The sequence below is a fragment of the Providencia sp. PROV073 genome (assembly GCF_033688125.1).
GTDB lineage: Bacteria > Pseudomonadota > Gammaproteobacteria > Enterobacterales > Enterobacteriaceae > Providencia > Providencia hangzhouensis.
The window spans coordinates 1,847,327-1,861,352 of sequence record NZ_CP096353.1 but is presented as its reverse complement, the minus strand read 5'-3'; the positions used below and the strand labels follow the sequence as shown (position 1 = coordinate 1,861,352).

Genomic DNA, 14,026 nt, shown 5'->3' with positions numbered 1-14,026 from the left:
TAACCATTTTTCTATCAAATTAAAAAAAATAGCGGCGAAAAGAAAAAATCATAATCGCCGCAGTAAGTTACTAAATCCCCTTACCTTTTAGGGATTATTTAAATTCTATTTTAAGGTTTATAGCTTTGAATTATCCCTTTTGTTCCCGTAATCCTATTCAGTTCTGGTAAAGCCGCTTCTAGCCTTTGCCTTGAGGCCTCAGGCCCTACGTAAATCCGCGTGAGTTTATTATTCACTGGTTTTGCAGGAACAGTATAAACTTGGTAACCAGACAACCTGAGCTGTGCGACTATCTCCTCAACTTTACTCGCATTGTTCAATGCGATGACTTGCACCACAAATGCTTTGCCTTGTGGCTGAGATTTCGGCTCGGGCTTAGGTTCAGGTTTCGGTTGTGGCTTCGGCTCAACTTTAGGCTCAGGCTTCGGTTCTGGCTTTGTGGGTTCAACTACGCTTGGTGCGGGAGTTGTCGTCGATGGCCGTGTTTCAACCTGTTCGTTTTGCTGCTGCGTAATCGCTTCTGATAACATGGCTTCAGAAGCCCCTTCTGAAGAAGCTGTTGTTGTCGTACTTACAATAGGCGCTATTGCCTCAATGTCTTCTTCATCACCTGGTTTAGGGATAATAGGAATGGCCGCAAATTCATTTTCATTGTATTTCTTATCGCCATCAAGCAGAGCAGGAAGCACAATGACCCCCACTGCAACAAGCACAATGGCGCCAGCAAGTCGATTCTGAAATTTACTAGCCACCGGCACTATCCTTCTTGATTTTCCAATAACATCATAACGTGAGCGACGGTATGAAATGACCCGCACACCACAATCACATCTTGCTCATTAGCATCGACGCAAGCTTGCTGCCACGCTTTTTCTACGCTTTCAAACTGGTTAGCTGTGGGTAAATATTGACTAAGTTGGGCCACATCTGCTCCCCTAAACTCAGTTAATGGCGCAAGGTACCAGTCGGTGACTTGTTGTGATAAGCACTCAAGCGTCCCTTTGATATCTTTATCGCCTAGCATCCCTACCACCGCGAGAATGCGACGGTTTTTAGTTTCCGGTAAGGCCGCTAATTTACTGACTAAGTACCCTGCGGCATGGGGGTTATGCGCTACATCCAATATCATTAACGGTTTTTCACCAATAATTTGGAAGCGCCCCGGTAATTGAGCAGATTTCAAACCTTGATGAATAGCGGACTCAGTCACTTTTTGGGCAATATCAGCATCAATTTCCAATAGGCAACTCACCACACCCAGCGCTGTTGCTGCGTTCGCTAAAGGTACATTGGGTAACGGTAAATCATGCCATTCACGCTGTGAACTTTTCCATGACCAGCTATTTGCTTGCTCACTGTATTGCCAATCCGTACCACGGCGAAATAGCTGTGTACCTAGCTGCTCAGCCACTTGGGCAATTGAAGCTGGCATGTCCGGTTCACCGACCACTCCATAGTGACCTTTGCGGAAAATACCGGCTTTTTCATAACCAATATGTTCACGGTCTGCACCTAACCAATCTGTATGGTCTAAGGCAATACTGGTGATCGCCGCAATATCCGCATCAACGACATTGGTCGCATCTAACCGACCGCCTAAACCGACTTCTAAAATCACAATATCGAGTTTAGCTTGCTTAAATAATTGTAACGCCGCCAAGGTGCCGTATTCAAAATAGGTGAGCGAAATATCTGCACGTTGTGCTTCAATTGTGGCAAATACTTCACAGAAATCAGACTCAGGGAGCTCTTGGCCTTGAATACGAACGCGTTCGGTATAACGAATAAGGTGCGGTGAACTGTAAACCCCAACTTTTAACCCAGATGCCATAAAAATAGACTCTAGCGTATGGCAAGTTGTCCCTTTTCCGTTGGTCCCAGTGACAGTGATAACTTTAGGTGCAGGTTGCGTTAGGTTCATCTTCCTAGCAACTTGACCGACTCGCTCCAACCCCATATCAATATTTTGACTATGTAAGTCGGTGAGATAAGAAAGCCAAGCCTCCAATGGAGACTTGGCATTAGGAATGATTAGATTACTCATCATCTTTTTTATGCTTTTCAGAATCCTTTTTTGGCTCTTGGGCATCAAGTTCATCAACGGCGTTAATGTCGATTTCAACCGTTTCCGCTACGATGATAGGCGTGTCATTAAAGCTTGGTTTATTGGTTAACATCGCTAACACTTCAGCTAAGCGATCACGCATCTCAGGGCGGCGAACTATCATATCAATCGCGCCTTTCTCAAGTAAGAATTCACTGCGTTGGAAACCTTGCGGTAACTTTTCGCGAACAGTTTGTTCGATAACGCGTGGCCCTGCGAAACCAATTAATGCTTTCGGCTCTGCCACATTAATATCCCCTAACATCGCTAAACTTGCAGACACCCCACCCATGGTTGGGTCGGTCAATACAGAGATGTAAGGTAAACCACGTTCTTGCAATTTTGCCAAAGCTGCACTGGTTTTTGCCATCTGCATCAATGATAACAGCGCTTCTTGCATACGCGCACCGCCACTTGAAGAGAAACAAACCAACGGGCAGTTATCTTCCAGAGCTTGCTCCACTGCACGCACGAAACGCGCGCCAACAACAGAGGCCATTGAACCGCCCATAAAAGCGAACTCAAACGCCGCAGCCACCACAGGCATACCTTTCAACGTGCCTTTCATCACGATGATCGCGTCTTTTTCACCTGTTTCTTTTTGCGCAGCAGCAATACGGTCTTTATATTTTTTTGAATCTTTGAACTTAAGAATATCTTTTGGCTCAAGTTCACTGCCCAATTCCGTTGTTGAGTTTTCATCAAGGAAGGTTTCTAAGCGCTGACGTGCGTGAATTCGCATATGGTGGTCACATTTTGGACACACGGATAAATTACGCTCTAATTCAGCACCATATAATACTTGCCCGCAGCTATCGCATTTGGTCCAAACCCCTTCAGGGATATTGGCTTTGTGTGATTGGGTCAAGTTACCTTTCTTTAAAATTTTTTCAATCCAGCTCATTAATGGACCTTTTTGTCTGATTCACTCTGGTTATCACCAGTATGTAATTTTTTGCCATTAAACCACAATGATATCTCACTGTAGATAAAAACTTGTTAAACCACCTTACTAAACCGCTTAGTGGTTATCGATTTTTTGCGCTGCCGCACGCTTTTCTTTCGCAGCTATTCGACGATGACGAATAATTTCAACAACACCCGGAAGAATTGAAACAAAGATAATCGCGACTATCAGTAATTTCAAATTCTTTTGTACGAACGGTAATTCACCAAAGAAATAACCCGCATAAGTGAATAATAATACCCAAATAAACGCGCCCGTCACATTATAAAAAGCAAAGTGACGATAAGACATTTTCCCCATTCCTGCAACGAATGGTGCAAAAGTTCTGACTATCGGCACAAAGCGTGCCAGTATAATCGCTTTACCGCCATGTTTTTCATAAAAAGCATGAGTTTTATCTAAATAAACACGACGAAAAATCTTCGAGTCTGGATTTCTGAATAATTTCTCACCAAAAATACGCCCAATTGCGTAGTTTACAGCATCACCAATAATCGCTGCCGTAATCATTAAAGCGACCATTAAATGGACATTCAGGTCATTACTGTCTAATGACGAAATCGCACCCGCAACGAATAATAACGAATCTCCAGGTAAAAATGGTGTGACCACTAACCCTGTTTCACAAAATAGGATCAGAAATAGGATACCATAGACCCATGTACCATAATCTCTGACCAGTTCAGCAAGATGGACATCGATGTGTAAAATAAAGTCGATAATAAAAGTGATAAATTCCATAAAATCCTCATTGATAATAGCATCCATGCTATTTACAAAAATTATGAGATAAATAAAAATTCGCTTTACATCAGTTCATCTGCCAGAAAAAGCGGCCCCATCACATTCTGAGGTAACTCAAATTTCTCTGGGTAATCGACACTCACTAAATACAACCCTTCCGCTTTTGCGGTTGCAGCTGCCTTGGTACGGTCTTTTAACTCAAGAAGATGCGCCATCCAATCAATGTTTTGATTGCCACAACCAATCTCCAACAGACTTCCGACTATATTTCTCACCATATGGTGAACAAACGCATTGGCTTTGATGTCTACCACCACATAATGACCGTGGCGACTGACATTCACATGCATCACATTACGCCATGGCGACTTTGACTGACACTGGACTGCTCTGAATGAGGTAAAATCACGTTCACCCAATAGCGCCTGTGCCGCTTCATGCATTCTTTTTTCATCGAGTGGATAATGAAAGTGCGTTACGCCACTCGATAAAATTGCTGGCCGATAACGGTGATTAAAAATCACGTAGCGATATCGACGCGCAGTTGCACTAAAGCGTGCATGAAACTCCTCGGCCACCGGTTTACACCAGCGGACAGCAATATCAGGGGGCAAATGCGTATTCGCCCCCATAGTCCAAGCCGCTTCTTTGCGGATGGCAGAGGTTTCGAAATGCACCACTTGCCCTGTAGCATGAACGCCTGCATCTGTGCGCCCTGCGCAAAACACGCTAATTGGCTCCGCTGCAATTTTTGACAAGGCTTCTTCTAAACAACCTTGAACACTTTTCACTTCTTGCTGACGCTGCCAACCAAAATAACGACTGCCGTTGTATTCAATACCTAATGCGATTCGATACAACTGTGTAGGCTCAGACATTAGTAAAACAGCTCCTGAGCCAGTTTTTCTGCTGTTTCTACCGCCATCAGTGCCCCACCGAAACGCACGTTATCAGCCACTGACCAAAATTGTAAAACTTCAGGTATGCCATAGTCATTACGTACACAACCAATGCTTAATTGGTCATTACCTGACGCTTCAGTCACCTGTGTAGGATAATCACCCTCTTCTGAGACCTGAATATCTTCAAAACGTTCAAGTTCTTCGTTCGCTTCTTCTGCACTCATTGGGCGCAAAGTTTCTAAATGAACGACTTGCGCATTCCCATAAAAAACAGGAGATTGAATAAAACTCACCGCCACTGGCAAGCCATCATCTTGCAGCACCTTACGCACTTGCTCAACCAAACGACGTTCGTGAACGACACTGCCTTCCGTATCCGCCAGTAATGGCAACATATTGAACGCTAATTGCTTACTAAAACGGCCTTCTTCCGCAGGGATACCATTTAATAAACGCGCACTTTGCCCTGCCAACTCGTCTACGGCGGCTTTACCATAACTAGAAACCGACAACATATTTGTTAAAGTAATACGCCCCACCCCTGCCGCATCCACCAGCGGTTTAATTGCCGTTAATAATTGACTCACAGAGCTGTCCGCCAATGAAATAATATTACGGTTGCGGTAATCGGCTAAGACTTGCGGATTCACATTCGGAACAACCAGTGGCACATCCGGTTCTTGAGCAAATACGCCACTCGTATCGATGACAATGCACCCTTCTTGTGCCGCTAATTCGGCATATTGTAGGCTGACACCTTCATTGGCTGCAAAAAAGGCAATTTGTGCCTGTGACCAATCAAAGTCGGTCACATTTTCAACTTGAATACTTTTACCATTAAAGCGTACGCTCTCCCCTGCACTACGCTCACTGGCAAGTAAATATAATTCGCCGACTGGGAATTCTCTTTCTTGTAACAGTGAAATAATAGCTTCACCTACAGCACCGGTTGCGCCTAATACTGCAATATTCCAACCTTCAGTCATGGCTATTCCTCTAAAAAATAAAAAAATTAAATAACACCAATCGGTGTTATTTAATCAGGTGTTCATTTTAACTAATCTATTTTGTGCAAACTAAACTTGCTGTAAAACCAAGCTCATTGAGTTTTGATGCCGTTTGTTCATCATCACAAATAATTTCAAGGGATGACCATTCACGACGCTCTTGATAATTTTTGCGCAGCTTATCAAATTCACCTTTTACCCCTGCAACGGCTCTTAACATTGCATCATCTCGGCGCACATCATACACGAGATGTACTAACCTTTTGAGCTGGTTTTGCGTTAATTTACCATTGAAAGTCAATTGATTGATATCTGGCTTAGGCAGTAATGATGAAAGAGAAACTTGTGACGATTTGCCGAGAAACTGGCAGTAAGCTTCATAAACTTGCGTCGTTCCTCGGGCTTTACCTTCTAGCGTATAGCCTGCAATATGCGGCGTGCCAATATCCACTAATGCTAAAAGTGCCGTATCTAAATCAGGCTCTGGCTCCCACACATCTAAGATAACGCTCAGTTTTTTTCCGCGGTTAAGCACGGATAATAAGGCTTTATTATCAACCACCTCACCCCGACTTGCGTTAATTAAAATGGTACCATCGCGCAATTTTTCTAAATGCGTTTCATCCATTAAATGGAAAGTTTTATATTCCCCTGACATATTCAGCGGAGTATGAAAGGTAATGACATCAGCGTGTTCAAGGATATCATCAAAAGAAACGAATGACTCGTCATCCCCCTTGGCTGCACGTGGCGGATCGCAGAGTAATGTTTTGACTCCCCAAGCCGATAACCTTGCAGCTAAACGCCCTCCGACATTACCGACACCTATGATCCCTACTGTTTTATCACGCAAATCAAAGTTATCACGTTCCGCTAGTAATAATAGTGAAGAAATAACATATTCAACAACCGCTATCGCATTACAACCCGGCGCTGATGAAAAACCAATATTTACCGCCGATAACCACTCGGTATCAATATGGTCAAAACCGGCTGTCGCGGTTCCAACGAATTTAACTGGCGTATTACCAAGCAGTGATTCATTAACCTTAGTGATAGAACGCACCATTAATGCATCTGCATCAATTAATTCTTGTTCTGGTATAGGACGTCCCGGTACTGCTTTCACTTCACCAAGCTCGCTAAATAAAGTTTGAGCATATGGCATATTCTCATCGACTAAAATTTTCACGCTGTTGTCCCAATCAATAACTTTTTTGTATTGTGTCGTTATATAGATAAGTGGAACAATATTTTGCCACGGTTTAAGACAGATGCCTATGAGAGGTTGCCTTCTACGTCAAATTCTTTCGCTCGAAAACGGTCTGGTGTGACACCTGATATCTGCTGGAACATCGCAATAAAGGCGGATGCCGAGCTATACCCAACATCCAATGCGACTTCATGGACACTTTTCCCCTTTTCTAACCCGGCAACGGCATGTAAGTATCGCAAGCGTTGACGCCATTCACTAAACGACATACCTAATTCTTGCTGGCAGCGTCTTGATAACGTGCGTTCCGATGTATAATAGCGTTTTGCCCATTGTGCTAACGTCGTGTTATCGGCTGGGTCGCTTTGTAACTCTAATAAGATTGGGGCAAGAAATTTGTCTTTTGAAATAGGCAAATAAGTATCTTGGCAAGGGGACAATGGAAATTGGTCAATCAGCACATGAGCCAAACGTAAGTCTTGCTCTGTTTCAGGCTGAACAATACCGCGTTGGTACATATCCGTCATAATTGATTGAAATATAGGGCTAAGCTTAATCACACAAGGCCGCTGGGCAAGCACTTGGTTATATTCATGAGAAAAATCGATGATCCGAAATTTGACACTTTCTTTATTAAAGCTAGCATGGGGAATGTTCGCTGGGATCCAAATGCAAAACTCTGGCGGCGCTAGATAATGTTGACCAGCCACCTCCATTTCCATAATGCCACAGACCACATACAGCATTTGCCCAAAAGGGTGTGAATGGGATTTATACTCAGTGAGGGCAGCGGTTTGCTCGTGCCGAAAAGCCACCAATTCAGGCTCTGCGATATTACATTCACTGATTTGCCAAATGTCTGATTTTAAGTTTTCCATGGTTCCTGTCTGAAAAGCGTTATCGGTTGTCTGGTTATCAGTATATATAAAAAATCGGACAGATGTATACTAGCGCCCATTCAATATGGGAGAATGTTTTAATGAAGAATCTTCTTTTTCCGCTGATTGCGGTTTTATTATGGTCAATTAATGCCATTGTTAACAAAGCGGCATCCACTGCCATTGACCCTGCGGCAATCTCATTTTACCGTTGGGCGTTGGCATTTCTTGTCATGACTCCTTTCGTATTACGTTCGGTGCTCCGAAACTTTAAAACGGTTATGAAACATTGGTGGCAACTCGCCATTTTAGGCGCGCTAGGGATGATGCTATACCAAAGTTTAGCTTATTATGCGGCTCACAGTGTAAGTGCGACCTTTATGGGAATTATGAATTCAATGATCCCATTACTAACAGTAATTATTAGTATCTTTGTGCTACGCGTTATTCCTACTGTGGGGATTATATTAGGCTCAATTCTTTCATTATGTGGATTAGTATGGTTAGTGAGCCAAGGAAGCCCAAGTGCGTTATTTTCTCAAGGCTTAGGTCAAGGGGAAGCCATGATGTTGGTTGCGTCCGCTGCATACGCCCTGTACGGTGTTCTGACTAAGCGTTGGTCAATCCAATTATCTAGCTGGGACTCGCTATACGTTCAGGTTTTCTTTGGCGTTATCATGCTACTCCCTAATTTCTTGCTAGCTGAAGATGTCTCTCTGAACAGCCAAAATATCGGTTTAGTGGTATTTGCGGGGATTGCCGCCTCCATTGTTGCTCCTGCATTGTGGATCCAAGGTGTTATGCGCCTTGGTGCGAATACAACCTCTATTTTTATGAACCTAGCTCCCGTTTTCACTGCCATTATCGCTATTTTCGCCTTGGGTGAAGAACTTGAAAGCTACCATTTAATCGGTGGTGGTGTGGTATTACTCGGGGTAATGTTAGCGCAACAATTACGTACACCACTGACAGAATTATTCCGCCGTGAAAAAAAGGTGGTTCAAGAAGATTCTTGCCAGTAGAATAGAATTACAAAAGCAATAAATGCAATGTCGTCACTCATATGCCCCACTTTGTGGGGCTATGTTTGAAATCCTCGCCGTCCCTTCGTTTATTTCCCTTCATATTCCTTACCATTAATACTTTGTGACATTTTAAATCCCTCTCAAATCACCTTTAATTCGCCCACCATTGATATGATTTATCGAATTACCGTTTTTCAGATAGAGGATAATCCGATTGAATCTTCTGGAATTCCAATTAGACTTAAGCAAAATCAAATACCCCTTTAGGAGTATTAACTCCACTCAATAAGCCGTGATAATGCGATAAACCTAAATGGATCGTGGCAAGTAACCACCATAATAAGGAATGACAATGACTAAGCCGTTCAAAGTTGGGTTGTTCATATTGATAATAATTGCTGTAGCCATTGGCATTTATTTCGTCAATACCACCAACTCATCCTCTCCCTCACAATTAGGCTACGACTTATATCAACAAGGTGAATCTCAAGCTGCATTTGAACAATTCCAAAAAAACGCAGATAAAGACTCACAATCCGCTTTTGCCTTAGCCATGATGTATAAAGAGGGTATTGGCACAAAAACTGATGATGTGGCAGCCCAAAACTGGCTAATTAAAGCGGCGGAAGCTAACAATAAAAATGCGTTATATAACCTTGGCTTTTTCCGTTATAAACACCTAATAGAAGACACTTCTACTGATGAAAACGGTTTAACTTCTTTAACTAAAGCGGCTGACCTCGGTGTTAAAGAAGCACAAGAAATGGTTGGGGGTATTTATTTAGCTGATAAATACGAACAAGTTCCACAAAATATCGAACTTTCTCGCCAATATTTTACGTTGGCTTCTGAACAAGGTTCAAAACTGGCAAAATTTGCTTTGGGCTATATCGCTCATGACTTTGAAAATGACAGTAAGAAAGCCGTTGAAATATTAACACCGCTTGTCAGCAACGACTTTCCCTTACCCGCGATGTTACTCGCGTCGATATATGAAGAAGGTGGTAACGGCGTACCACCAAATCCGCTGTTAGCCAAAAAATATGAACGCCTCTCTTTTTCCTCTGCATTAGAATACATTTCTGACGCGAGTGAATTAGAGCCAGGGGCTTTATCATTGTATGGTTCACAAACAGAAGAAGAAAAACAAAAAGTCATCACTAATTTAGAAGAATGTGCGAGCCGTGGTGATGAGAACGCCATCTATGCTTTGTACCAAAAATATATGACCGGCGATGGCGTGCGGAGAAATAAAAACCGTGCGATGGTTTACCTGCGACCGCTTGTGGAAGCTAAACACCCTAAGGCATTATATTTAAATTACAAAGCTGACACCGACCGCATTCAGGATTTAACTGATGCCGCTGATGGCCAATACCCTCCCGCGATGTATCAAGCCTATAACGTGTATTCTGGCCGTACATTTAGCGATGTTAAGCGAAATGACGCTTTAGCTGAAAAATATCTCACCGCTGCCGCAGATCTTGGCGACTTAAACGCACTTGTTACCATCAACCAGAGAGCAATCTCCAGTTACGATTTTCCAAACAAAAAACTGAGTGGTATTGTCGCCAAATACACTCCTATTTTAATGGAAAAATACCCGAACTCCGCAGATGCTTTAGTGGTAGCAAGTGAAGTTTATAGTGCTAAAGGTAGCCCATTATTTTCGCCAGAAAAAGCCTTCGCTGCTTTAGAAAAAGCAAATCGCATAGACCCCACTTATGATGCTCAGATGCAATTAGCGCGTTATTATATTAATGCTTTTGGTACTAAGCAGGATGTGCAGAAAGCCGCTAAATTACTCATAGACAACCTTAATGAAAACGGTTACCCATCAACGGCCGATCGCTTATTAGTTCAAGTATATTATCGCTATGATATTAAAGCACTTATCGATGAGAAAACGATTGTCGATATCCTCAAAAACGATGTCATTAAACGCGAAAATTACGCCTTAGCTTATTTGTATGCTGACTATTTACTAAAAGAAGATGCAGAGAAAAATAGTGATCAGGCCTTTGATTTATATGAAAAATCAATCAAACAAAATTATAATAGCCAGGTTTATTATGCTGCTGCATTATTAAAATACCGGCCAACAGAAACCAATAAAATAGCTAACCTGATAGTCAATGTGCTCCATTCACCTCAAGCACAAGCCGAATTACTTCCAAGTCAGTTACAAATCGCTAAAGATATTTTATTAAAAACAGGTTTAAATCGCGCTGACACAAAAGCGTTATTAGTCAAAATGGCTTTATATGAAAACCATACTGAGGCTCAGAAATTAATTGAACTACTGATTAATAAAGATGCTGATATCACCTATTTATATGGGATAAACAAGCTCACTCAATTAACTAATATTGATACCTTAAGTGATGCTGAAATAAAACCATTGTACGATTATATTTTAAAAGCTGCAGAATTGGGTAGTGCATCTGCTTATTTATATATTGCGCAAAACCTTGATGGCGTTACTTATCACAATGATAAGGCGTATTACAAATCTCGCTTCCAGCAAATTACTGGGCTTACCGCAAAAGATTTAGTCCCTCAATATAAAAAATGTGCGGCACTCAAAAATAACCGCTGCTTATATGAATTAGGGGAAATATACCAGGAAGGTAACTACGGCGAAGATACCAATTATGACACCGCCCTCTCCTATTACAATCAGATTTCTGATCCTGATTTTAGCTTCTTAAAATCACGTAAAAGAGAAATTGAAAAATCCAAAGCTTCGTTTGCCAATATTCAAGAAAAAGTGAAACAGAATGACCCAGATGCGTTACGTACACTCGCCAATGCATATAAATATGGTAACTATGGGCAAAAAGTCGACCAGAAAAAATGGCTTGAATATTTAGAGAAAAGTGCAAAATTCAATCAAGAAAGTGCACTTGAAGAACTCATTGATTATTACCAACAGGATCAATATCTCAATGCAAATAAAGCAAAAATCTTAGGTTATTACGACCAATTAGCAGCGATTGGCAGTAAAGACTATACCCGTAAACTGGCACATCAGTATTTAAATGGCAGCCAGCTTGTTGAGCCTAATCGACAAAAAGCACGTGAGTATTACCTTAAAGCAGGAAGCTGGGGCAATGAATTCATCAAATATATGGATGATTATGACATTGGCATGAAAATGCTCAATGAAAGTCCTTCAGCAAAATACAAAGTGGGTCGAGCTTATTTCTATGGCCAAGGTGTCAAAGAAGATCGCCTGAAAGCGGTTGAATACCTGAAACAAGCGAGTGATGAAGGCAATGACCAAGCAATCGCTCTCTATAGTGAGATGCGATATATGGGCGTGCTAAATGAAGAAAAAAACGCTTGGGTAATGGAACCTGACTGGGATGAGGCCATCGTTTATTTACGTAAACATTCGAATCCAAAACGGGTTGATGATTATATTGAAGTCTATGAAACTCTCGTTGTTCCTGCCAAAAAAGGCGATACCTCTGCTTATATTAAACTCGGGGATTGGTATAGTTCACGCGGTAGAGATCTCGCGGCGCAAGATTGGTATAAGAAAAGTATTGAAGCGGGCAACTTAGCCGCATATCAGCCGCTTGATTCGGTTACTAAGGATAACCAAGAAAAACGCCAGAATTACGTTGAAGGTGCAGCAAAAGGTGATTTGTTCTCTAAAGTTCAACTAGCCAGAACGTATTTATATGATAACAAAATTCTCTCTGGCTCTCCTGAATATGATTTAGCCATTCAATATCTACAAGAGGGTATGAAATCAGCTGATGATAAGGTTTCTAATAATGCCTTCGATGCATTGGTGGATTTGTATCGAGATGGAATTAAAGATAAAAAAAGAGAGCTTAATCGCCCTAAAGACGAACAAAAATATTTAGCGCTGCTGCTAAGTGAAGAAAACACTCGTACCAAAGCTTTAATTAATCTGTATTACTATTACGTAAATAGTGATAACGCTAAAGCCTTAACTTATTTACAACAAGCTTACGATAAAGGTGATTTAGCCGCAACGGAGAAACTCTATCAAATCTACTATCCTGGCCAATATTGTGGAAACAGCGATAATGTGGATATGGATAAAGCAAGCCGGTATTTGAAGGAATGGATTGAAAAAAGCAATTTCCAGAAAAATACCGACAAACACTATATTCATTATCCAGAAAGTCTTTCCAAAGAGATGGGAACCCTCTATTTAAAAGGCGATTGTGATATTGATAAAAATATTAACAAAGCCATCGAATGGTATCAAATTTCGTTAAATTACCACCCAACTCACGCACTTGATGCAATTTATCAGGCTTATGTAGAAAAAGGCGATGCCAAGCAAGCCTATTACTATGCATTACAACTTGATAAAAAACCAAGTTCTATTGAGCTAATGGATACACTTTCAGCCCAAGATAAACAAGCAATTGAAAAACAAGTTGCCGATGAAAAAGCCTATGAGAAATATGGTCGTTTCGCCGAGCAAATTGAAAAGCAGCGCATCGAAGCTGAGGCAGGCGACAAAATGTCAGCCTTCTCATTAGGTATCGCTTATGCACGCGGTGAACGAGTGCCTGAAGATACCCAAAAGATGATCTATTATTATGAGTTAGCAGGGAAAAATGGCTATCCTCGCGCTTATAATATTTTAGGTAATCTTTATCGTAAAGATAATGAGCGCGGTATAGAAAAAGACTTTCCGAAAGCGCTTTATTATTTTGATTTAGGCGCACAACAGAATGACAGTAACACCGCTCATTTAGCCGGGGATATGCTCTATTTTGGCCAAGGTGTGCCAAAAGATTATGTCCGCGCAGCAAAATATTACGATATGACAGACCTCGAACAAGGTACTCACCATGCGATGGCAAAATACAAACTTGCTTATATGTATTATAACGGCTGGGTCGGTACCAAAAGTAAAGACGATATCCAAAAAGCCCATGATTACCTTGAACTTGGCGCAAAATACCAAGACAAAGACTCAATCAACGCACTAAAAGAGTGGGATTTTAGTCTAATTAACCAATAATTGAATTATAAAGGCGCTAACTTTCTTTAGCGCCTTAACCTATCTACAATTATCATTTTTATATCTAAATAAAACAATATCATTCCCTCCACTTATGAGATTGCTAAAAATTTCATTGCTAATAATTTAAATTATACTAATCGCATTTTTATATAAAATAAAAATTAGT

10 protein-coding genes are annotated in these 14,026 nt (G+C 41.4%); 2 read left to right on the top strand and 8 right to left on the bottom strand.

Going from position 1 to position 14,026, the window contains the following annotated elements:
* Positions 1-110 precede the first annotated feature (110 nt).
* From dedD to M1F17_RS08220, 8 genes are all read right to left on the bottom strand, one after another.
* Positions 111-752, bottom strand: a complete 642-nt coding sequence (gene dedD / locus M1F17_RS08255; protein WP_036957975.1) for a cell division protein DedD — start codon at positions 750-752, stop codon at positions 111-113.
* 5 nt (positions 753-757) lie between these two features.
* The gene (folC, locus tag M1F17_RS08250) at positions 758-2,047 is read right to left on the bottom strand and encodes a bifunctional tetrahydrofolate synthase/dihydrofolate synthase (RefSeq protein ID WP_094962678.1); all 1,290 of its coding nucleotides are present in this window, start codon (positions 2,045-2,047) and stop codon (positions 758-760) included.
* Positions 2,037-3,008 carry an acetyl-CoA carboxylase, carboxyltransferase subunit beta gene (accD, locus tag M1F17_RS08245; RefSeq protein ID WP_004257287.1) on the bottom strand — a complete coding sequence of 324 codons (972 nt, stop codon included), beginning with the start codon at positions 3,006-3,008 and terminating at the stop codon, positions 2,037-2,039. Before accD ends, folC begins: the two co-directional genes overlap by 11 nt.
* A 117-nt stretch (positions 3,009-3,125) precedes the next feature.
* Positions 3,126-3,812: a DedA family protein gene (locus M1F17_RS08240; protein WP_094962679.1), complete on the bottom strand. Its 687-nt coding sequence runs from the start codon at positions 3,810-3,812 to the stop codon at positions 3,126-3,128.
* Between the two features lie 65 nt (positions 3,813-3,877).
* Complete coding sequence (truA, locus tag M1F17_RS08235) at positions 3,878-4,693, bottom strand: tRNA pseudouridine(38-40) synthase TruA (protein ID WP_094962680.1); 816 nt, start codon at positions 4,691-4,693, stop codon at positions 3,878-3,880.
* Positions 4,693-5,703: an aspartate-semialdehyde dehydrogenase gene (locus tag M1F17_RS08230; RefSeq protein WP_094962681.1), complete on the bottom strand. Its 1,011-nt coding sequence runs from the start codon at positions 5,701-5,703 to the stop codon at positions 4,693-4,695. The genes truA and M1F17_RS08230 overlap by 1 nt, the downstream gene beginning before the upstream one ends.
* A gap of 76 nt (positions 5,704-5,779) precedes the next feature.
* The gene (pdxB, locus tag M1F17_RS08225) at positions 5,780-6,916 is read right to left on the bottom strand and encodes a 4-phosphoerythronate dehydrogenase PdxB (RefSeq protein WP_164455496.1); all 1,137 of its coding nucleotides are present in this window, start codon (positions 6,914-6,916) and stop codon (positions 5,780-5,782) included.
* A gap of 86 nt (positions 6,917-7,002) precedes the next feature.
* A complete protein-coding gene (locus M1F17_RS08220; RefSeq protein ID WP_004257268.1) occupies positions 7,003-7,815 on the bottom strand; it encodes a helix-turn-helix transcriptional regulator in 813 nt (270 codons plus the stop codon).
* A 101-nt stretch (positions 7,816-7,916) separates the two neighbouring features.
* On the opposite strand from M1F17_RS08220, the gene M1F17_RS08215 reads away from it, so the two are divergent.
* Complete coding sequence (locus M1F17_RS08215) at positions 7,917-8,837, top strand: DMT family transporter (protein ID WP_144141286.1); 921 nt, start codon at positions 7,917-7,919, stop codon at positions 8,835-8,837.
* Positions 8,838-9,192: 355 nt separating this feature from the next.
* Positions 9,193-13,857, top strand: a complete 4,665-nt coding sequence (locus tag M1F17_RS08210; protein ID WP_318837355.1) for a sel1 repeat family protein — start codon at positions 9,193-9,195, stop codon at positions 13,855-13,857.
* Positions 13,858-14,026: the final 169 nt, after the last annotated feature.

Excerpts from the sequence above, each read along its gene's own strand:
- folC (WP_094962678.1), bottom strand. The coding sequence starts at position 2,047 with ATGATGAGTAATCTAATCATTCCTAATGCCAAGTCTCCATTGGAGGCT.
- accD (WP_004257287.1), bottom strand. The coding sequence starts at position 3,008 with ATGAGCTGGATTGAAAAAATTTTAAAGAAAGGTAACTTGACCCAATCA.
- M1F17_RS08240 (WP_094962679.1), bottom strand. The coding sequence starts at position 3,812 with ATGGAATTTATCACTTTTATTATCGACTTTATTTTACACATCGATGTC.
- truA (WP_094962680.1), bottom strand. The coding sequence starts at position 4,693 with ATGTCTGAGCCTACACAGTTGTATCGAATCGCATTAGGTATTGAATAC.
- M1F17_RS08230 (WP_094962681.1), bottom strand. The coding sequence starts at position 5,703 with ATGACTGAAGGTTGGAATATTGCAGTATTAGGCGCAACCGGTGCTGTA.
- M1F17_RS08220 (WP_004257268.1), bottom strand. The coding sequence starts at position 7,815 with ATGGAAAACTTAAAATCAGACATTTGGCAAATCAGTGAATGTAATATC.
- M1F17_RS08215 (WP_144141286.1), top strand. The coding sequence starts at position 7,917 with ATGAAGAATCTTCTTTTTCCGCTGATTGCGGTTTTATTATGGTCAATT.
- M1F17_RS08210 (WP_318837355.1), top strand. The coding sequence starts at position 9,193 with ATGACTAAGCCGTTCAAAGTTGGGTTGTTCATATTGATAATAATTGCT.